General features: G+C 35.3%; 13 protein-coding genes. 8 read left to right on the forward strand and 5 right to left on the reverse strand.

What is annotated here, in order from left to right; genetic code table 11:
- The first annotated feature begins 108 nt into the window (after nucleotides 1-108).
- Nucleotides 109-945, forward strand: a complete 837-nt coding sequence (locus D5R40_RS10460; protein ID WP_124143326.1) for a sugar phosphate isomerase/epimerase family protein — start codon at nucleotides 109-111, stop codon at nucleotides 943-945.
- 537 nt (nucleotides 946-1,482) lie between these two features.
- Here D5R40_RS10460 and D5R40_RS40920 read toward each other — a convergent pair.
- Nucleotides 1,483-1,605, reverse strand: coding sequence for a hypothetical protein (locus D5R40_RS40920; protein WP_282433620.1), 123 nt, complete (start codon nucleotides 1,603-1,605; stop codon nucleotides 1,483-1,485).
- 217 nt (nucleotides 1,606-1,822) lie between these two features.
- Nucleotides 1,823-3,586 (reverse strand): serine/threonine-protein kinase, encoded by a 1,764-nt coding sequence (locus D5R40_RS10465; protein ID WP_124154613.1) that lies wholly within the window; start codon nucleotides 3,584-3,586, stop codon nucleotides 1,823-1,825.
- Nucleotides 3,587-4,068: 482 nt separating this feature from the next.
- Here D5R40_RS10465 and D5R40_RS10470 point away from each other — a divergent pair, with 482 nt between their 5' ends.
- The 4 genes from D5R40_RS10470 (at nucleotide 4,069) to D5R40_RS39430 (ending at nucleotide 10,486) form a co-directional block, all read left to right on the forward strand.
- Complete coding sequence (locus tag D5R40_RS10470) at nucleotides 4,069-4,716, forward strand: DUF3386 domain-containing protein (protein WP_124154614.1); 648 nt, start codon at nucleotides 4,069-4,071, stop codon at nucleotides 4,714-4,716.
- Between the two features lie 105 nt (nucleotides 4,717-4,821).
- Nucleotides 4,822-5,058: a NifU family protein gene (locus D5R40_RS10475; protein WP_124143321.1), complete on the forward strand. Its 237-nt coding sequence runs from the start codon at nucleotides 4,822-4,824 to the stop codon at nucleotides 5,056-5,058.
- A gap of 789 nt (nucleotides 5,059-5,847) precedes the next feature.
- Complete coding sequence (locus tag D5R40_RS10480) at nucleotides 5,848-8,013, forward strand: response regulator (protein WP_124154615.1); 2,166 nt, start codon at nucleotides 5,848-5,850, stop codon at nucleotides 8,011-8,013.
- A 46-nt stretch (nucleotides 8,014-8,059) separates the two neighbouring features.
- Nucleotides 8,060-10,486, forward strand: coding sequence for a PAS domain S-box protein (locus tag D5R40_RS39430; protein WP_240041574.1), 2,427 nt, complete (start codon nucleotides 8,060-8,062; stop codon nucleotides 10,484-10,486).
- 129 nt (nucleotides 10,487-10,615) lie between these two features.
- On the opposite strand, the gene D5R40_RS10490 is transcribed toward D5R40_RS39430, so the two are convergent.
- Nucleotides 10,616-12,406: a CHAT domain-containing protein gene (locus tag D5R40_RS10490; RefSeq protein WP_124154616.1), complete on the reverse strand. Its 1,791-nt coding sequence runs from the start codon at nucleotides 12,404-12,406 to the stop codon at nucleotides 10,616-10,618.
- 434 nt (nucleotides 12,407-12,840) lie between these two features.
- Between D5R40_RS10490 and D5R40_RS10495 the strand changes: the two genes are divergently transcribed.
- Nucleotides 12,841-14,028 carry a hypothetical protein gene (locus D5R40_RS10495; protein ID WP_124154617.1) on the forward strand — a complete coding sequence of 396 codons (1,188 nt, stop codon included), beginning with the start codon at nucleotides 12,841-12,843 and terminating at the stop codon, nucleotides 14,026-14,028.
- Nucleotides 14,010-14,945 carry an AAA family ATPase gene (locus D5R40_RS10500; protein WP_124154618.1) on the forward strand — a complete coding sequence of 312 codons (936 nt, stop codon included), beginning with the start codon at nucleotides 14,010-14,012 and terminating at the stop codon, nucleotides 14,943-14,945. Before D5R40_RS10495 ends, D5R40_RS10500 begins: the two co-directional genes overlap by 19 nt.
- 325 nt (nucleotides 14,946-15,270) lie before the next feature.
- Here D5R40_RS10500 and D5R40_RS10505 read toward each other — a convergent pair whose 3' ends face one another.
- Together D5R40_RS10505 and D5R40_RS10510 are read right to left on the reverse strand one after the other, a co-directional pair.
- A complete protein-coding gene (locus D5R40_RS10505) occupies nucleotides 15,271-15,507 on the reverse strand; it encodes an RpnC/YadD family protein (protein ID WP_124143314.1) in 237 nt (78 codons plus the stop codon).
- Nucleotides 15,508-15,571: 64 nt separating this feature from the next.
- Nucleotides 15,572-16,372, reverse strand: a complete 801-nt coding sequence (locus D5R40_RS10510; RefSeq protein ID WP_124143313.1) for an Rpn family recombination-promoting nuclease/putative transposase — start codon at nucleotides 16,370-16,372, stop codon at nucleotides 15,572-15,574.
- 172 nt (nucleotides 16,373-16,544) lie between these two features.
- On the opposite strand from D5R40_RS10510, the gene D5R40_RS39435 reads away from it, so the two are divergent.
- A complete protein-coding gene (locus D5R40_RS39435; protein ID WP_240041575.1) occupies nucleotides 16,545-21,317 on the forward strand; it encodes an SUMF1/EgtB/PvdO family nonheme iron enzyme in 4,773 nt (1,590 codons plus the stop codon).
- The last annotated feature ends 164 nt before the right edge of the window (nucleotides 21,318-21,481 follow it).

A 21,481-nucleotide genomic window follows, 5' to 3' on the forward strand; every position in this document is an offset into this window, starting at 1 on the left:
TTCCCTTTAACCGCTGCTCCAATGAATTTAATAGATTTCATATATCTATTTATACCCAAAAGCAGCGATGCTTGATTTGATTTTTTTTGTAATATATTTACCAATAAAATGAGTATAAGTATACAGAGAAAAATCGGCGTTACTACCTGGATATTTGGTCATAATAAATTAGAAAAAACTGCCAATATTATTTCAGAGATGGGTTTTGATGGAGTGGAATTATATGTAGATATTAATCAAACTCAACCTCAAAATGTGAAAAATATTTTGGCAGATAATGGGTTAGAAATATTTTCCATGACTCCTAGTAATGTGGATTTGGGAAGTAGCGATCGCCAAACAAGAACAGTAGCTCTAGATTACTATAAAAAGTTAATTGATTATGGAGCGGAATTAGGAAATCCCATCATTACTTGCCATGAATATATTCAGAGTCAGATGGGAACTACTTATGCAGGTTCAAGAGATAATTTAATTGCTTCTTGTCAAGAATTAGCAGTTTATGCAGAAAAAGCCAAAATAAAATTAGGTTTTGAACCCCTGAATCGTTATTTATGTCGTTTCATTATGAATAGCAATGATGTTTTATCTTTACTGGCAGAAATTAAGGAGCCAAATATGACTGTTATTCTAGATACCTATCATGGCAATTTAGAAGAAGCAAATTTAGTTGAAGCTATTCAAAGATGTGGGGATAAACTGAGTGTTTATCAAATCGCTGATTCTAACAGAAAAGGCATTGGTTTTGGCCATACTAATTTTGCCGAACATTTCGACGCACTTGATGAGATCAAATTCTCCGGTCCGATAATTCTGGAATGTGCTAAACCTCGACAAACACCAGGTTCAAAAGAAGAGATAGATTTGGATGAATTAACATTTCATTTGTCAGTCAGTAAAAAATGGATTGTGAATCAAACAAAAGTATTAGTTGCTAATAGTTGATTTATGGTTAGTAGTTTTGCTCTAGCCCTAAATTAATGTTAGGATATTCCCTCTATTTTCTTTTTATACAGTAATGCTGCGCAAATAGTCTAAACTTATTGTACTAACTAAAAAAACGTACTGCTATATTTAGATATCTCCAAAAAAGATATAAACTTTTTGCAAAAGTAGGGAACAGGGAAGATATTTTTAGGAAAAAACTGCGGGAAATGATTTTGTGAGTAACTTTTACTTCTCTTGCTTATACTCAATAAAGAGCAAGTTTATTTTCTGGAGATGTCTATTAAATATTTGAGGGACTAAAGTCCAACTACAAACAAAAGATTTATTATAACTAATTAATTGCCTGAGTAAGTCATTCCAGTAGGATGCGTTAGACAGCAAAAATCACTCGTGGTGACAGCTATTTAAAAATCTGTCGCAGGGCACCATTTTAGTTATTGTTGTTGGGTTTCCTACCTCAACCCAACCTACGCTTATTGCTTCCTTTAAATACTACGAATTAAAATTAGGATAAAACAAAATGAATCCCATCTATTAAGACTTAAAAGACAAACATATTTTAATCACTGGTGGCAGTAATGGAATTGGGGAAGCTCTAACTAAAACATTTGCCGAACAAGCAGCAGAAGTTACAATACACCTGTTTCTGACTGTCAATTTTTAGCGATCGCCTGATGGTCTGTGATGATAACTTCTTGCCTATGAAGCTAATACACCATTTTAAGCTTGACGCGCCACTAGATTTTAGCCGTATCTAAAATGGTGCGTTACGACGGATTGTTAAATACCACCCGCAATCTAGATTTTAGCCGTCTAACGCACCCTACAAATTTTGCTATATGTGGTGGTTATGCGTAAGTTCTGAATTATTCAACTACTCATTCAAACTACCATCAGGCATAATTGCCCCTTGCAAATTTGCCCCTTGCAGATTAGCATTTTCGATATTTGCTCCTTGTAAATTGGCATTTTTCAGGTTAGCTCCCTTGAGTTTAGCTCCCTTGAGGTCAACACCCATTAACTTAGCACCAGTCAAATTTGCTCCTACTAAGTCTGCTCTCCTGAGATCAGCATCTTTTAAGACTGCCCCCTTGAGATCTACACCTCGGAGATTAGCACGACTCATCATTGCCCCACCTAAATTCGCTCCTCTTAAATTCGCTCCTTTGAAATTCGCTTTAGTGAGTTTAGCATCTTTAAGACTAGCACCTTGCAAATTAGCAGCTTGCAAATTAGAATTCATCAAATTTGCACCAGATAAATTAGCTCGTCGTAAATTAGCATTTTCTAATACTGCCCTCATTAAAGTTGCTCCACGAAGGAAAGCTTTTTCCAATTTGGTATTTTGCAAATTAGAACTCATCAAATTTGCTCCCTCTAAACGAGCGTTAGACAAATTAGCTTGCTGTAGTTTAGCTTTAACTAGGTTTGCTCCTTGCATTTGTGCACCTTTGAGGTTGGCATTTTGCAATCTAGCTTCCCTGAGTTCGATACCTCTCAAATTAGCTTTGAATAAATCTGCTTCTCGCAAATAAGCATCTTCAATTTTGATAGCTGCCAAGTCAGCACCACGAAGGTTACAACCTTGGCATTCTCCAGTTGTTTGTAATTGCTCAACTGCACTCTTACCTGAGATTTTTTTGGTGACAATTTCCTGTTGAGGTCTTTGTGTTTTCGAGAAATTAGTTTGTTGTTGTTGCTGTCGAAACACTGTTAAACTAGTAGCTAATATAGCAACAGCTGTAATACTAGCCATTCCAAATATAGCAGATGTTTTTACAGGTTTCATTGCCATCGTCACATTCTTAAAATTAGCAGCATCACCAAACATGGGAATTGGTTTGAGTGCGGCTAAAGCTGCTGCTGCATTTTCAAAACGGTCTTTGCTATTGGGAGACAGCATTTTTTCTAGCCACATTGTGAATAATGTACTCAGTTGTGGCATTAATTTTTTGACATTAAAACTATAGTTGCGGTCTATTAAGTTTTTGACCTCTGTACTAGGAGTACCTGTTAGCAAACAGATCAAGGTTGCGCCTAAACTATATAAGTCAGAATTTATAGTAACAGTACCATTTAATTCTTGTTCTGGTGACATAAACCCTGGAGTACCACTTATAGCATCACTTAAAATATCTTCTCTTCCTATGCGTGCAGAACCAAAATTAATTAAATGTGCAATAGGGAATCTTTCACCATGGGAGTGGGTATCAACTAATATATTTTCTGGTTTGATATTACCGTGAATAATTGGTGGAGTTTGCTTTTGTAAATAAACTAAAATTTCTAAAGTTGAAATCGCAATTTGCTTGATTTGTTCGGGAGTAAAACTTCTTCTTTCTGCTAAAGAATTGCCTTTTTGATATTTTGTAATTAAGCAAAATCCTTCGGTGGTTTCTAAAGAGTCTACATAATTGGGAATACGAGGATGTTGTAGTTGTTTGAGAATTTCTACTTCTCGTTCGTAAGCTTCAAACCCTGCCCAATTTGCATCACTATCTGCAAAACGAAATTCTTTAATGACCACCTCTTGGTCTTGTTTGAGAGCTAGTCCCTGATATGTCACTTCTCCTTCGTTTTGGTGACGTTCTATTTCTCTAATAATTTGATAGCCGTGGCTAGAAAGGTCTTGGTTCATGTTAATAGTACCGCCGTTTTTTTCTACCTGTAAATGGGGTGCTAATGCAATAACTCTATTTAATAATTATACCATATTTTTTATTGAGTAGCAATTACAAATTACCGCTATTCCTCATTTTGGCAATAATATTTAAGAATTATAATTTTTTTTTGATGAAATAAAAATTAGGTACATCAGAAGTTATTTAGTTACTTAGTTAGCTGGCAAACTTTTATTATACTTGTACTTAATTATGCTAAAAATAAGTGGCATAATCGAGCTATATTAATTGCTGTTTATAGCTAAAGTATTTACAATAAATTTTTTCCTAAAAATGGTATTTTTTTATACTTTTTATACAATCGTAAGTATCGATATACCTGAGAGACTGTTTTTGATTACCTAATTATTGAGATGAGTTGAACACAGTGCTAATAAATTTCAAAAGGACTCTTTTATGGTAAAATAATGCAAAACAATTTTGAGAAAAAGAGGTTTCTATGACAGAACAAAATGCTCGTGATTTATTTAAAGCTGCCTACGAACATCGCTACACTTGGGACTCTAATTTTCCCGGTTATAGTGCCGATATTGAACTAAAACAAGGGTCAGAACTGTACAATGGCCAAATTTCGATAAAAGCAGACTTCAGTGTAGAAGTCACAGGTATCTCAGACGAGGAAGTACAACAAAGCGTTTATACTCAATTGCGGGACGTAGTTACTCACCGCAAACGTTCATCCTTTGAAGCATCCCATGGTAAAAATAACTTCAGTCTAGGCGATCAGGATGAAACTGGTGCAGTTGAAATTCTTGTCGAAGGTGATGCGATGGGGTCAAATTACAAGGTTAGAGATCGGGAAATTTGTCTAGTTAGTCGGGTAATGGGCCGAATGGCTTTCGTAATTAATACTCACAAAAGCTTGGATACAGGAGAAGGTTTTATTGCTACTCACTATAACGCCATTTTCCGCAACCCTCAAACCAATGAAATCATCAGAGAACTAGAGTTTGAGGACAGTTATGAAAAAATTGGCAGTTACTACATAATGACTCGTCAGGTAGTCAATTCTACAGAAAAAGGTCAAGTAACAACAACCGAATTTAACTACTCTAATATCAAATTGCTAGAACCAGCAGTTGTGTAGAAACAATCTGAGCTTTTGGTCTATTTTGATGTTAATTCAGCTAAGATTAATTTAGGACAACCATAGTTCTAAATATTATAAATTCAACAAAACAAGGAGAAAAAAATGGCTAAAGCACTAACCCCGGAAAATGTGGAAAATGTATTAGATGAATTACGTCCCTATCTCGTTGCAGATGGTGGTAACGTGGAATTAGTAGAAATTGAAGGTCCGATAGTAAATCTTAGACTAATGGGAGCTTGTGGTTCTTGTCCTAGTTCTACCATGACTCTCAAAATGGGTATTGAGCGCAAACTTAGGGAAGAAATTCCTGAAATTGTTGAAGTTGTTTCTGTGATGTAGATATATTTTCCCCACTCACATTATTTTTGGTGTGGGTGGGAAATTTCTTGAAGTAGCAGTCAGCACTCAGCTAGCCTCCTGTCGGAGGAACTACGTTATCAGCTATCAGCTTTTCCAGGTGTATAATGGGGGATACTCAAGGGTAGCAAAACAGAGAACGGAAAACTTTAAACCGAAAAATATCTGAGTAGTAAATATACAAATAATTTTGCCTATCTACTAAGAAAATAATCTGTTAACAATAACTCTAAATCTACTTAAAAAAACATACAGTTGATTATCTAAAAATCTACTTAATTACTCCTAAACAACTGTATCTTAAGTATCTTGATTTGACAGATAAAAAGCTTCAAAATCTGGCGTTGTCTGATTTTTCTTTCTTCCTTCTTCCTTCTGCTATACAAATAAATCTTGATAGTTAGATTGTAACTCAGATAATCACACATAAATAGTCAATATCAGTAGCTAAATAAAGTTCTACAAAGCTGTTTTTCCTAGAATTAAGTATTAATTATTAGGTCAATTTTTCTCATCTACAAACCTGCAAGCATTGTTTGAGCCATTGCCAATTACTTATTACCCATTACCGAATAATTAAGGTTTAAAGCCTCTCCTTATAAAGGAGAAAAAAGCGGTCGTTTGCGGAGCATGACCTTAGGATGGGATGGCGAGGTCTCCTCGCTGGCCGACCATCGAGCAAGAGAAGAAAAAATTTTTCCTACCACGTCAATACTCTTCTTTTCAAGGAGAGATAATGGTTAATTATTAATTGTTTAACGACCTTTATCAATGAAAATTCTAGTTGTAGAAGACGATCAATTTATCGCCGAAACTTTAGCTGATGCCTTAACTGAACAACTTTTTGCAGTTGATATAACTACAGATGGTCAAGCAGGTTGGGAGCAAGCTCAAGCCTGCGATTATGATTTAATTTTATTAGATGTAATGCTGCCTAAATTAGATGGTATTACTTTATGTCAGAAATTACGTTATTTTAATAAAAACATTCCTATTTTACTTTTAACTGCTCGTAATAACAATCAAGATAAAGTAAAAGGTTTAAATGCTGGAGCTGATGATTATGTAGTTAAACCATTTAATTTAGAAGAGCTTTTAGCAAGAATTAGAGCATTATTGCGGCGGGGAAACGAGTCTGCTTCTCTCATCAAAAAATGGGGTAATTTATGTTTAAATCCTCAAAATTGTGAAGTTACTTACAATAACAAACAGTTAAATCTTACTCCTAAAGAATATGAAATTCTAAATCTTTTTATGCACAATAACCAAAGAGTTTTTAGTTGTAGTGCAATTTTAGATAAAGTTTGGAGTTTTGAAGACACACCTACAGAAGATACAGTTAGAGCGCATATTAAAGGTTTAAGACATAAATTAAAAGCAGTGGGCGCGCCTAGTGATTTAATCGAAACTGTTTATGGTTTAGGTTATCGGTTAAAACAAGTTGAAGAAGGAAGAAGAAGGAAGGAAGAAGAAGGAAGGAAGAAGGAAGAAGGAAGAAGGGGTACGACCCCGTGTCGGCGACAGACGCAAGCTGTCAGACCCCGCGACGACGACAGTCGCAAGCGGTCGAAACCCAGCGAGGTCTCCTCGCCATGGGAACGCCGACCAAGAGAGGGAACGCTGACCAAGAGAGGGAACGCTGACCAAGAGAGTAAAAAGTGGATGGGGACTCAAACTCCAACCAATTGTAAACACTGTTTATGCGGCAAGGTATTAAATTCAAAAGAAAAAGATAAAGAAAAGTCTCAAAAATATCAGGAATCTCAACAAAAACTACAAGATTCCATCAGTAAAATATGGGATAGATTTCAAGGAAGCATTAATGAGCGGATTGGTGTATTAGAACAAGTAGTAGTAGCTGGAAAAAATGAAATATTAGAGATTGATTTACAAAAAAAAGCACAACAAGAAGCTCATAAATTAGCAGGTTCTCTAGGTACATTTGGTTTAGTAGATAGCTCAGATTTAGCTAGAGAAATAGAAACTTTATTGGCAGCAGAAAAAACTCTTAATTCTGACGAAATATTTAATCTATCTAAATTAGTGAAAAGTCTATGCAACAAGATAGAACAGCATAGTAATATCGACAAAGAAAAAAGTGATAATCAACAGATAAAATATCTCGATCGTCAATATTCTATTCCTATAGTTCCAGAATGTAAATTATTATTAATACTAGACAAAGATAGTTTATTCGCAAAACAATTAGTTGAGGATGCTGTCACAAAAAAAATACAATTTAAGCTGGCTTCAGATGTTTTAATAACCACAGATATAGATGCTTATATTAATCAGGATTTAAACTATAGTTTGCCAGATTTATCATTCTCTCCTAATGTAGTTTTACTTGACCTTGAAGTTGCTGCTAATTCAGAGAAAATATTAGCCAAAATTTCAAGTCAGATACCATCCTTACCTGTAGTTGTACTTAATACTAAAGGTGAATTGAACGATCGCGTAAAAATTGCTAAACTAGGAGCATCAGCATATCTAAAAAAACCATTACCAGCAGCTCAAGTTATAGATATAGTATTAGATATCTGGCGAAAAAATCAGACTTTAGCAACTGTGATGATTGTAGATGACGACCTGCAAATTTTGGAGACCATCGAACAGATACTAACGCAATGGGGAATTAAAGTTGTAACCCTGAGTGATGAGCGATATTTCTGGAAAATCTTGGAAAATAAAGTGCCAGATTTATTAATTTTAGACATAGAAATGCCATATTTTAATGGAATTGATTTGTGCCAAGTTATTCGTAACGATCCACATTGGAATTGGCTGCCTGTGATATTTTTGACAGCTCATTACAACCCTATTATTTGTCATCAAGTTTTTACTGCTGGTGCAGATGATTATATCTGTAAACCATTTAAATATTCTGATTTAATTACTCGTGTTATTAATCGGATTAAACGTAGTATCAGTGTTTGATTATGCAACTAATTAACTGTAAAAACAATTAAATAGGATAAAAAAAATGCAAATTGTAACTAAAAATCCAACCAATTTAATAGAATCTTTAAAAAATGCTAATGCTCAATTAAAAGCAGAAATTAGGGAACGTAAAAGAGCAGAAAAAGCACTACAAGAGCTAGTAGAAAAATATCAAAAAACATCTTTACAACTCCGAACTTTGATTAACGCTATGCCAGATATTGTCTGCTTTAAAGATGGTACAGGCCAATGGCTAGAAGCTAATCAATCAATGCTGGAATTATTTGAAATAGAAAAAGTAGATTATCGTGGTAAATCAGATATAGAATTGGGAGAAATTAGTAGTTTTTATCGAGAGGCTTTTTTATCTTGTCATCATAGTGATAGAGAAGCATGGAAGAAAAGAACTTTGTCTAGGGGTGAAGAAATAATTCCCAAACGAGATGGCAGCATGAAAATTTATGACGTAATTAAAGTACCGTTATTTTATGAAGATGGAAAACGTAATGGAATAGTTGTTTTGGGGCGTGATATTACAGAGCAAAAACAAACAGAAAAAGTGATGATTAGATTGGCTTCTATAGTAGAATCCTCTAATGATGCAGTTATTGGTAATACTTTAGAAGGAATTATTTATAGTTGGAATTCAGGAGCAGAAGCAATTTATGGTTACTCTATTTCTGAAGTAAAAGGCCGTTTTATTTCTATGTTAGCTGTGCCAGAAAGGCCAAATGAAATTTCCCAAATTTTAGCAAATATTAGGGCAGGAGCTAGTATAGATAATTATGAAACTGTACATATTAGAAAAGATGGTAAACATATAGATGTAGCTTTAACAATATCTCCAATCAAAGATACTGAAGGTAATATTATAGGAGTCTCAACTATTGCTCGGGATATAAGCGATCGTAAGCAGATAGAAAAATCTTTTGAACAGCTTCGTTACCAACATCAATTAATATTAAACTCAGCCGGAGAAGGGATTTGTGGAATAGATATATTGGGAAAAATCTCTTTTGCTAATCCAGCAGCAGCAAGAATGACTGGTTATACAATTAAAGAGCTGGTAAATAGTGACTGGAGTTTGATAATTTCTGGGGTTGAAGAAGGAAGAGGGAAGAAGGAAGAAGGAATAGGGAAAAAGTTGATAGGTACTCAAACTCCAAGCAATTGTAAACATTCTGTAGACGGCGGAGTATTAAACCACAAAGAAAAAGATAAAATTAACAACAAAGAAGAAGGAAGAGGGAAGAAGGAAGAAGGAATAGGGAAAAAGTTGATAGGTACTCAAACTCCAAGCAATTGTAAACATTCTGTAGACGGCGGAGTATTAAACCACAAAGAAAAAGATAAAATTAACAACAAAGAAGAAGGAAGAGGGAAGAAGGAAGAAGGAATAGGGAAAAAGTTGATAGGTACTCAAACTCCAAGCAATTGTAAACATTCTGTAGACGGCGGAGTATTAAACCACAAAGAAAAAGATAAAATTAACAACAAAAATGATAAATTTTCAGCACAAAAAAATAACTCAGATAGTCAACTTACAACAACTTTAAAAAAAGGTATAGTTTGCCAAGTTACTGATGAATTTTTTCAGCGACGAGACGGTTCACATTTTCCCGTAGAATATGTAAGCACACCTATTTTAGAACAGGGAAAAATTATTGGTGCAGTTGTAACATTTAAAGATATAACAGAACGTCAAGCAGTCGAACAGATGAAAAACGAATTTATTTCTGTTGTGAGTCACGAGTTACGCACTCCTCTTGCTTCTATTCACGGTGCTTTAGCTTTATTGAAAAGTGGATTACTTAATCAAGCGCCAGAAAGAGGTAACAGGATGCTAAATATTGCCATTGCTAACACAGACCGTTTAATACGGTTAATCAACGATATTCTAGATTTAGAACGCCTTCATTCCCAGCAAGTAACAACGCTGAAACAAACTTGTAACATTGCTGAATTAATGCTCCAGACAGTAAATGAAATGCAACCTATTGCAGAGGAAGCAGGAGTTAATTTGTCAGTAAGAACAGTCGATACTAAGTTTTGGGGATGCCCCGACAAATTAATTCAAACCTTAACTAACTTACTTAGTAATGCCATCAAATATTCCCCAAAAGGAACAACAGTCTGGTTGACTGCTAGCAAACAAGTTATAAATAGAAACCATACTATTAGCTCCGATAACTTCACTTCAACAGTTAAAACAAAATGCTTATATAGTTATCAAGTTTTGATTGCAGTTAAAGACCAAGGGCGAGGTATTCCTGCCGATCAGATAGAAAGTATTTTTGGTCGCTTTCAACAAGTTGATGCTTCTGACTCTCGCCAGAAGGGAGGCACAGGTTTAGGTTTAGCCATTTGTCGCAGTATTGTCCAACAACATCAAGGCAAAATTTGGGCAGAAAGCACTTTAGGAGAAGGTAGCACTTTTTTTGTAGCCTTACCAATTTTGGATGAGATATAGAACCAATTTGGGATCTATTTAAGGGGAGATGGGGAGATAGGGAGATGGGGAATATGGGAAGTGTGCAAGGAACAAGTTGCTGAGGATTTACAGCGTATTTCATATGTTTTGGGCTTGTTTTTGTTTGAATTACCAGGGACTACCAACCATAGTAAACCCTGCCCAATAATAAGGATGAGATAAATTATCATTCTCCAGATTTGCTAACGCCGACGGTAACACCACTACCCTATGCACTCCACTTCCCCTTAACTCTCCTTCTGCAATAACCACTTTCCCTCGTAACATTGCGAACTGTGCTCGTCTCAACGCTTCTGCCTTAATCTTTGTATCATTCAAATGACTATAAAACTCCGTCATCAACCCCAATGTACCCTCATCACTCACATACCATACACTAGCTAACACTGACTTCACTCCTGCTGCTACCGCTAACCCTGCGAACCCTAATTCAGCATTTCTATCACCCAAGGCAGTACGACAAGCTGATAATACTAACAGTTCAACAGTAGATTCATTCCAACCAAGTTCTCTCATTTTGTCTAACTTTATTTGTTCAGTTCCCCACAATTGAATGTAAGAATTACTAGCTTTTCCTGGGAGAAAATCAGCATGAGTAGCTAAATGAATAATTGGGTAAGAATAACTCTCTGTTTGAATAACTAGATGATCAAGAGTAAAATCTTCATTGAGGAACATATCACCCTGCCATAACCGTTGCGCAATGTTTTCTAATTCTACAGGTACTGCTGGTAAGGGTTTGTGTTCAACAAATTCACTTGCTCCCATTGCTAATACTTGAGTATCTTGAAGTGGGCGATAGTTAGCATCCATTAAACTCACACTAGGAATTAAACTGAGACTGTATTTTTCTATGAGAAATTGTTCTCCATCATGTAATGCAGCAATAGGTAAAGTTCGTAAACCTTCATCCATACTAAATAGTAAAGTCTCAATATTTGCTGCTTTTAATTCTGCTAATATAGGTGCGATCAACCAATCATATAATTTTTGTGCTGGTGAGAGATAGCTATCAGTATAACGGTTATTCGGATCTGTAATTTGAAGTCGTAGTTCTAGTACAACTTCCATAAGTTTTTGGCGGTTAGCTTCGGCAATAGTTTTAATAATTGGTTGACCCGATCTGGTATATAAAATTATTTGTAATTGTTCGGGATAGGCATTAATATAAACAACGGCTGATTCTTTTCCTGTTTGGTTAGCCATATCAGTTAAGATATCTCGGACATTTTTTGTCTGGAGTAATGTTTCGTCAAAATCTTCTCCAAAATAATCTGAATATTCTTGGATTCGATTTTTTTCTAATATTGTTACTACTGGCTCAAAAGTTGTATTCAAGGTAAGATTTGAAGTCAAATTAGCATTATTAGAGTTTGATAAAGTCTTATCTTTTAAAGAATTTGTATAAATCATTGATAATTCGATATTTTTGGTTGAATGTATTTGTTGAGTAACACCATAAATCTTATGTTCCCACATAATATCTGGAAAATTTTGTCTAGAAATAATACCAGTAAAAAAAGTTATTTCATGTTCTTTATCTGATTGGAAATATATTTCTCTAGACAACTGATTTGTTGAAAACTTTTGATAATTTTGATGATTTTTAATTACCAAATCTTCTTGATGTCCCCTACTTTTTTCCTGATGATTTCCCAACGATAAAATGCCTCTTTCTAGGTTGGTATCTAAAGATTTATCTGCTGGTGAAAGTTGGGATAAATCTTGATTTTTTTCTGTGAAAAATGATCTACTTGTTATTGGTAAAGCCCAGATTAATGCTAAAAGATAATTCAGTAGAACGAAGGAAAAAAACAACTTTGGCAAACTGCAATAATTTAGAGTTTTAATTAATTTGAACTGACCTTGATAGAGTTTCAATAAATCTGCTTGTGTCATTGGTCTTGATTGAGTAAAATATTTGTACTTGTAGTGGCTGCTCTGCAATAAGTTTTGAACTACATTACCTTTTTAGAGCCTTTCACAGCCACTGTCACAATCTGATCAGTTTTCTGATCAGATCGGGGCTTGACAAAATCAACTTTATGAAGTAAGGAAAAAAATGGAGAGAGGGAAGAGGGGGAAGAGGGGGAAGAGGGGGGAGAGGGGGAAGAGAGGGGTTGGGGGAGAGGTCTTAAATTATGAAACCCCAAAAAAATCTAGAGGTGCTACTAGCTTCACTCAGAGGTACTATTAATATTTGCGTAATATTTGCGTAGCATGACAAACGGAAAGTTCCAACCCAGGAGGCTAACTAATAACTAATAGCTGATAACTGATAACTGATAACTGATAACTGAAAAAGCTGATAACTGAAAAAGCTGATAACTGAAATGACAAGACGGCAGAATACGTTGAAGGCATCTGAGTCGGAATGCCAACAAATAAAACAACGAATTCAAAAACTTAATTGGAGAAGGGGAGAAAATAGTCAAGCACTTGTAGAGGCGAGTAAAAATTTAATATTTGACACAATTATTACGGGTTATGAAATTACTCTAGAAAAACTAGAAGAATTAATTGATGAAGAAGCAGTTTATATCCCTAAAACTCAGAAATCTGAATATCGCCAATTTAAGCAGAAAATTAAAAAATCAGCTAATCAAATAATCAGCAGTTTTAAATTAGAAGAGTTAATTGAATCAGATATTATTTTGGCAAAAAATATTTCTTATCGCACTTGGAGTAATTTCCAAAAAGGAACTCCCATTGATAAATCAGCTTTTGTAGCTTATTGGAAAGCTTTGGGTTTTGAAACAGAAATTATTCAAGAATTAGGTACTAAAAAAAATTCCTCAGATTTCCATAATCGTTCCACTCTGTTATATCGGATATTACTAAGTGTAAATCATCGACCTCAAATCAATATTTTCCAAAATTTAGCCAAACATAAACGGCGAGTAGGCGGATTTTTCATCCAAGGAAATTGTCACTATTGTCGAGCTTGGTTAATGCGTAGAATTGAAACGGAAATTATTAAATATGGAGCAGCAGAAGTTAAAAAGTTAAGTTTTGACCTAGCTTCTGATTTGACAGAATTTTCTATTCCTACTATTTGGATGAAACTAGGTGCAGAGTTACAGTTAACAGGTGCAGATTTTATCCAAAAAAAGCATATTATTTTGGTATTCAAAAATGTAGAGACTTTAGACAAAAAACGCTTAGAAGAATTATTAGAACAGTTTTGGTTTCCTTTAGTTAAACAAATCCCAGCAGGTAAAAACTTTTTGATTATGTTTTTAGAAGACTGTGGCGGTCAAAATGATTGGCGAGACAATACGGAAATATTTTCACAAGTTATTAAAATGCCAATTGCAGAATCTATATCTGAAACTGATATTCGAGAAGCTATTAATCAAGTAGAGATAATTTTACAGATGCAGTTACCATCAATAAATGATGCCATTAAAGATTTATTGACATATAGTAAAAATGGCAAATCTCGCCTAGTCCTAGAATATATGTACAAACTTTTTCAATGTCAATTCAGTCGGGAAACAAGATGGCAAACTTACCCCTAGAATATGAAGGAAATATCCAACCGCTGACGGGTGAATGGAATAATTTAGTACAACAAAATTTATATCCCTACTATCCGGACGACTTTTTAAAAGAAGCAGTTAATTTATCGATCAGATTAAATCGTCCTTTATTATTAGAAGGAGAACCAGGTTGTGGTAAAAGTCGTCTTGCATACTCCATTATTTATGAATTTAGTCAAAAATATCCCAGTCTAAATTGGAAATTTCGTCTCTGGAATGTTCAGTCAATTAGTAAAGCACAAGATGGTTTTTATACTTATGATTATATCGGACGTTTACAAGCAGCACAGTTAGCAAAGTTAGGGATAAAAAATCAGGAAACTGACCCTACTAATCTAATTAAATATCTAGAGTTAGGACCTTTAGGTTATGCCTTTCAAGAAAAAAAATATCGAACTGTAGTCTTAATTGATGAAATAGATAAAGCAGATACAGATTTTCCCAATGATTTATTATTAGCACTAGAAGAACAACGATTTGAAATTAAAGATTTACACCCCCGGCGTTGGTTAAAAGCTAATCCAGATGCTCCACCAATTGTAATTATTACTAGCAACCAAGAAAAAACTTTACCGAATGCTTTTCTCCGCAGATGTTTGTATCATTACATTGAATTTCCCGGTCAAGAACAACTAATAAAAATTATTAATGCTAGGTTTCAAAATCCTCCGAGCGAAATTGTGGAAAAAGCAATTGATAGATTTTTAGAATTGCGAGAAATGATGGAAGATGAACGAGGAGAAACTGGGAAAAAAGTAAGTACCAGTGAATTAATAGATTGGTTTGCTATACTGAATGAGTATCGCCCAGAAGAAATAATAGAAAAATTAGAAACAGGATTACCCTTTCCCAGTACATTATTAAAAAGTCGTAGCGATCGCGAAGATTTTTTATAATAAGGAATAATTTTATTTCCGTTTAATTAGGGTTTACTGAATAAGTAGGTAAACACGAATAAAACTCACTATATACTATATAAAGAAATGTTGATGCACCTCATACCCTTGATATTGCTTCCTTCCACTCCGTTACAGTCGCTTCGGACATACTTGTAAATTTTCCCACCTATTAATTGTCGAGCAAACTTAATTGTGCTGGCACAGATAACTCCTGAATATTTAAGTATATTTTCAACTTTCCGAAGTCAGGTTGATGAGAAATATTTGATGGAAACAAATCAACCCAACTTCGAGTATTAGCCTATGTTTTATCAGGAATACTTTAATTATTTTCTCCATCAATAAATTGACTGACTTGTTCAACTTGTAATTCCATAGCCAAAGCTATTTGTTCTACAGTTAAACCCAGATTTATTAGATTAGGAACTACAGAAAATTTTTCCAATAAAATAGCCTCTTGTTGTACTTCTAGTTTGCCTTCTTTACGCCCTTGTTCTTTTCCTTCTAAAAAAGCCTCTTGATAGAATCGAGTTTTTTTTAAATCCCTCAGGTAAAACATCGCTTCAATTTCCTCCCTACTTTCTTGTATGAATTTCTAAATTAGAATGCTTTAAAGGAATATTTTAATTATTTTCTCCATTAATAAATTGATTCACTTGTTCAACTTGTAATTCTAAAGCTAAAGCTATTTGTTCTATAGTTAAGCCCAGATTTATCAAATTAGGAATAGCTGCCCTTTTGGCCAATAAGCTACCCTCTTGTCGGCCTTCTGAAAAAGCCTCTTGATAGAATCTAGTTTGTTTTAAGTCGCTCAAGTTAAACATGGCTTCAATTTCCTCCCGACTTGCTTGTGGTAATTTATAAATTAGTATGGTTTTAATCAATTGCAACCAGCTTTCCTTCTGTTTTGGTTCTGGTTCTTCTTGTTGTACTCTATCTAATAATATTCTAGCGTCTGACATAGTTTGATTCTGGTCACTCACGACTAATTTTAGCGTGGCCAACCCTAATGGTTCTGTTGTAGATTTACCTAATTCTGATAAATAAATACGAGAAACTCGGCTGTTTTCTAGGATTTCTGTATATCCATAACTATCCCCTTTATCCACATCATGACTAGGATAAATTACAACTGCTTGCCAATTTCTTAATTGTTTTGTATTTTTGAGATAAAGAAATATTTCTCCAAAGAAACGGGCATAAAAATTATTGTCTGGTTGAAACTGAACTTCAACAAAATAGATAGGGGTTTCGGGTGTGACTTCAGTAGGCACAAATACACCGTCTATTCTAAAGGATGTTTCTTTAACTTCAATGGAATCAAATTGATAGTTTTTTGCTATAGTTTCAGGTAGTGAAATTAGTTCAAAGAAGGCGTTAGGTACAGATTGGAATAGGGTGTAAAAAATACTGTCTGTTCTCAAGGGAATAATTTGGATATATGGTTGAATTGAATTTAATTATACAACAATATATATCTCGGAATAATAATATAGAAAACAAAAACTTTTTTATCACTAATTATCCGGATATGATATAACATTGAATTATACTAGGCTACTTGTATTTTCCATTACCTATTTCTCACAAGTTGTTATGAAAAATCCCCCGTTAATAAATTTATTTTGGCGACTCAGAGAAGCTGGAATGAAACTCGATATTTCACAATACGAGTTAGCAACTCAAGCTTTATTAGCATCTCTGGAAATGGGGTTAGATATTTCTGATAAACAAGCTATTGCTAGAATCTATCGTACAATTTGGGTGAAGTCTCGTGAGGAACAAAAATTATTTGATAATTGTTTTAATGAATTATTATCGCAGCAGAAAAATGTCTTTTCAGAATTTCATCAATTCATCGAAACAGCAAATAATAATTCTATTTCTGAATCTGAAGTAACTGCAGTAGAAGAGGAAATAGTAGAAAGGTCATCTACTTCTAATTCAGAAATTCCACCAGAATCTACTTTTGAATCTGAAACTTTTTCAGAAGTTCCGCCTCAACCTAATTTTCAACCAGAAAGTTCACCTCAACAACAAATTCCTGAAGCTGAAATTTTTCCAGAAATTTCACATCAACAAATTCCTGAATATGAAACTTTTCCAGAAATTTTATTACCGCCTACTTTTAATAATCCTCAAGTTGCCACTGCTATTCCTAAAACTCCTAAAGATGGAGATTATTTTCCTGTTAGTCTTGCCCAAATACAGCAAACAAAACGTTTATTATTTCAGCCTCAATTAACAGAATTTTCTAGCGATATTAATGTAAAAGCTACTGTACAAGAAATAGCTAAAGAAGGTTTTTTTGTACAACCTATCTATAAATATGGTCGAGGAAAACCCAGAAAAATTATCTTATTAATTGACCAGTCTGAGTCAATGATGCCTTTTAATCCTTTCTGCCGTCAAATAATTAATTCTTGGCAAGAAGCTAATATTTATTACTTTGATAATGTGCCCAAAATAAGAATTTATGCTGACCCTGATTTTTCCGAAAAGAAATCTTTGAAAACTCTTTTATCCGAATTAGTTAAAGAAGAAATTTTAGTTTTAATTTTAAGTGATGGGGGTGCTGCGAGGGGTAGGTTTGTTTCAGAAAGAGTTGAAAAAACTGAGAATTTTCTCAAATTTCTCTCGCGAAAAGTGGAACGGGTGGCATGGTTGAATCCTTTGCCTCGCAAAAAGTGGTGCGGAACTTCAGCACAGGAAATTTCCGCTATTGGTAATGATAGTTTTAATCTGAAAACGTTCGGTCTAAATTATCAAGAATTTAAGACGATGTGTCAGTGGTTAATTTATGGGAAATTGGGGATAAATTTGCCTGTTGTGAAAACTGATATTGAGGAGGTAGAAATTGTCAATGAAAATGTCGATCAAATTGCTGCTTTTACTGAATATTTCGGCGAACCTCATTTAATATTTGCTCAACACGCTGCTTTTCCTTTGGCATTAACTCCTGACCTTTTATATCGTTTATGGCAACGGTTTTTTGCTAGACAGCGCAATTTTAATATTCCTTGGTATGCGGTGGCAGATATTTTGTTGTCAAGTTTTTGTCATCCTGTGGATAGGGAACTCTATGAAATGGATCGGGGTATTCGGAATCAGTTGTTGCAGCTTTGTACAGAAAGGTTTGGGCAGTCTCGACTGGAAGAATTATCTCGGTTTTTGGTCAGTTATATTGATTCTCAAGTTAATCGTGGGGAGTCTGTATCCAGTATTTGGCAGGGTCAAAGATGGACTGCTTTAGCTTATACTCGCCCGGAATTGGCTGCCCGTCAGTTGGCGGAGTCTTTGCAGGAAGCTTATGGACGGGATGATAAAGCGGAGTTGGTGAGGTTGTCGTCTTTGATGGAAACTTTGGCAGAACCTTTGAGAGAATATGAACCTTTGTTAGTGATGTTAGGGCAGGGGTATGGTGGTTATGCGCGGGGTGATGTTGCTGGAGTTGAGAATGTGAGGAGAGAGTTGGGAAAGAGTGAGGTTGATGTAGGAGGTGTGTTGTTGAGAGTTCCTGTTGCGTTGCCTTTACAGACTTTTTCCTTTGAGGTGGTGACGGTTAATAGGAAGGGTGAAGAAATTAATCGTGTTTCGAGAGAGGCTAAATTTTTTACTGAAGATTTGGGTAATGGTGTGATTTTGGAAATGGTGGCTATTCCTGGGGGAACATTTATTATGGGATCTCCAGAAAGTGAAGAAGGAAGACTTGATCAAGAAAGTCCCCAACATGAAATTACTTTGCAACCTTTTTATATGAGTAAATATCCCATTACTCAAGAGCAATATCAAGCCATTATCGGTGAAAATCCCTCTCACTTTAAAGGAAGAAACCGCCCTGTAGAAATGGTAACATGGCACAATGCCACAGAGTTTTGTCAACAGCTATCCAAAAAAACTAGGAAAAATTACAGACTGCCGAGTGAGAGTCAATGGGAATATGCTTGTCGAGCAGGAACAACTACACCGTTTTATTTTGGAGAAACTATTACTACTGATTTAGTGAACTATAATGGCTACGATACTTATGGCAATGCACCTCAAGGTAGATACCGAGAACAGACTACCGATGTAGGAAGTTTTCCTCCTAATGCTTTTGGTCTATTTGATCTGCACGGCAATGTATGGGAATGGTGTCACGATATTTGGCATGATAACTATGAAGGTGTACCTAATGATGGCAGAGCTTGGATTGATAGTAATGAAGGAGAAAAAATCAATAATGAAAATGATTTAGATTCTCACAGTAATGATGAAAAAGAACTGTATTCTGTGCTGCGGGGTGGTTCCTGGGGCGATTTTTTTATGAGCTGCCGTTCAGCTATCCGCAGCTACAGCGTTAGGCGTGGCTACCGTCACAACTATCACGGTATTCGAGTAGTCGTCTGTAGTTCTATTGAGTTTCTAACTAATTATGGTGACTCTACTCCTAATATTCAACAGAGACAAAAACCAATTATTTTACCAAACAATAATTTAGAGAATCTATTATTAAAGCCTTCTGGTACTTCCCAAGCAAAATTACCTCTGAAAACTTTTTCATTTGAGGTTGTTAAGGTTAATAGGAGAGGTGAAGAAATAAACCGTGTTTGGAGAGAAGCAGAATTTTTTACTGAAGATTTGGGTAATGGTGTGATTTTGGAAATGGTAGCTATTCCTGGGGGTAGTTTTATTATGGGTTCACCGGAGAATGAAGCTCAAAGACGTGATACAGAAAGTCCCCAACATGAAATTACTTTGCAACCTTTTTATATGAGTAAATATCCCATTACTCAAGAGCAATATCAAGCCATTATCGGTGAAAATCCCTCTCACTTTAAAGGAAGAAACCGCCCTGTAGAAATGGTAACATGGCACAATGCCACAGAGTTTTGTCAACAGCTATCCAAAAAAACTAGGAAAAATTACAGACTGCCGAGTGAGAGTCAATGGGAATATGCTTGTCGAGCAGGAACAACTACACCGTTTTATTTTGGAGAAACTATTACTACTGACTTAGTGAACTATAATGGCAATTATACTTATGGTAATGCCTCTAGAGGTAAATACCGAGAACAGACTACCGATGTAGGAAGTTTTCCTCCTAATGCTTTTGGTTTGTACGATATGCACGGGAATGTCTGGGAGTTGTGTGCTAATCTGGGAATTTTTCCTTCCTATGCTGATATGCACGGCAATGTCTGGGAGTGGTGGCTAGATATTTGGCATCATAATGAAAATAATCTAGATTCTCAAGGTAATGAAGAAGAAGAACTGTATCCCTTGCTGAGGGGCGGTTCCTGGTTCAACGATCCTGATTTATGCCGTTCCGCTTTCCGCGACTACATCAATAGGCGCGACCTCTGTTACAACAATTACGGTTTTCGTGTTGTCTGTAGTTCTGGCGCTCTAATTAATCAGGGTGCCTCTATTCCAAATACTCAACAGAGACAACAACCTATTATTTTACCTACCACTAAACCAGAATCTATTATTACTCCCCAACCAAAATTACCTCTGAAAACTTTTTCATTCGAGGTGATCACAGTTAATAACAGAGGGGAAAAAATTAATCGTGTTCGCAAACAAGCCGAATATTTTACAGAAGACTTAGGTAAAGGTTTGATCTTGGAAATGGTGGCTATTCCTGGTGGAACATTTATGATGGGTTCGCCGGAGGATGAAGCAGGAAGGCGTGATACAGAAAGTCCTCAGCATGGAGTTAGTCTCCAACCCTTTTATATGAGTAAATATCCTATTACTCAAAACCAATATCAAGCTATTATGGGAAAAAATCCCTCTTACTTTAAAGGAGGAAAACGTCCTGTAGAAAGGGTTACATGGTACAACGCCACAGAATTTTGTCAAAAGCTATCCCAGAAAACCACTAAAATCTATAAACTACCAAGTGAGAGTCAGTGGGAATACGCCTGTCGAGCAGGAACAACCACACCATTTTATTTTGGAGAAACTATTACTACTGATTTAGTTAACTATAATGGTAACTATACCTATGCCAATGCACCTAAAGGTAAATATCGGAAACAGACAACTGATGTGGGAAGTTTTTCTCCTAATGCTTTTGGTTTATATGATATGCACGGTAATGTCTGGGAGTGGTGTGCAGATGACTGGCATGATAATTACGAAGATGTTCCCACTGATGGAACTGCTTGGGTTAATAGTCATGATTTCCAAAATATCAATAATGAAAAAGAGCTGTATCCTTTGCTGCGAGGAGGATCGTGGTACGATAACCCTTATGTCTGCCGTTCTGCTATTCGCGGTGGCAGCGATAGGCAAGCCTCCCACGTCTACATTTTTGGTTTCCGTATTGTCTGTACTTGTATAAACCTAACCTTACAGGATGACTCTACTCCTAATATTTAACTTTAACCAAAATAACAAAAAATTATTCTACCAAGCACTAAACCAGAACCTATTATTATTCCCCAACCAAAATTACCTCTGAAAACTTTTTCATTTGAGGTAATCACAGTTAATAACAGAGGTGAGGAAATTAATCGCGTTCCCAAACAAGCTCAATATTTTAC

Source organism: Okeania hirsuta (genome assembly GCF_003838195.1).
GTDB classification, from domain to species: Bacteria; Cyanobacteriota; Cyanobacteriia; order Cyanobacteriales; family Microcoleaceae; genus Okeania; species Okeania hirsuta.

Coding starts and splice junctions, on each gene's coding strand:
- D5R40_RS10480 (WP_124154615.1), top strand. CDS start 5,848: ATGAAAATTCTAGTTGTAGAAGACGATCAATTTATCGCCGAAACTTTA.
- D5R40_RS10470 (WP_124154614.1), top strand. CDS start 4,069: ATGACAGAACAAAATGCTCGTGATTTATTTAAAGCTGCCTACGAACAT.
- D5R40_RS39435 (WP_240041575.1), top strand. CDS start 16,545: ATGAAAAATCCCCCGTTAATAAATTTATTTTGGCGACTCAGAGAAGCT.
- D5R40_RS10460 (WP_124143326.1), top strand. CDS start 109: ATGAGTATAAGTATACAGAGAAAAATCGGCGTTACTACCTGGATATTT.
- D5R40_RS10500 (WP_124154618.1), top strand. CDS start 14,010: ATGGCAAACTTACCCCTAGAATATGAAGGAAATATCCAACCGCTGACG.
- D5R40_RS10475 (WP_124143321.1), top strand. CDS start 4,822: ATGGCTAAAGCACTAACCCCGGAAAATGTGGAAAATGTATTAGATGAA.
- D5R40_RS10490 (WP_124154616.1), bottom strand. CDS start 12,406: ATGACACAAGCAGATTTATTGAAACTCTATCAAGGTCAGTTCAAATTA.
- D5R40_RS10505 (WP_124143314.1), bottom strand. CDS start 15,507: ATGTTTTACCTGAGGGATTTAAAAAAAACTCGATTCTATCAAGAGGCT.
- D5R40_RS10465 (WP_124154613.1), bottom strand. CDS start 3,586: ATGAACCAAGACCTTTCTAGCCACGGCTATCAAATTATTAGAGAAATA.
- D5R40_RS10495 (WP_124154617.1), top strand. CDS start 12,841: ATGACAAGACGGCAGAATACGTTGAAGGCATCTGAGTCGGAATGCCAA.
- D5R40_RS39430 (WP_240041574.1), top strand. CDS start 8,060: ATGCAAATTGTAACTAAAAATCCAACCAATTTAATAGAATCTTTAAAA.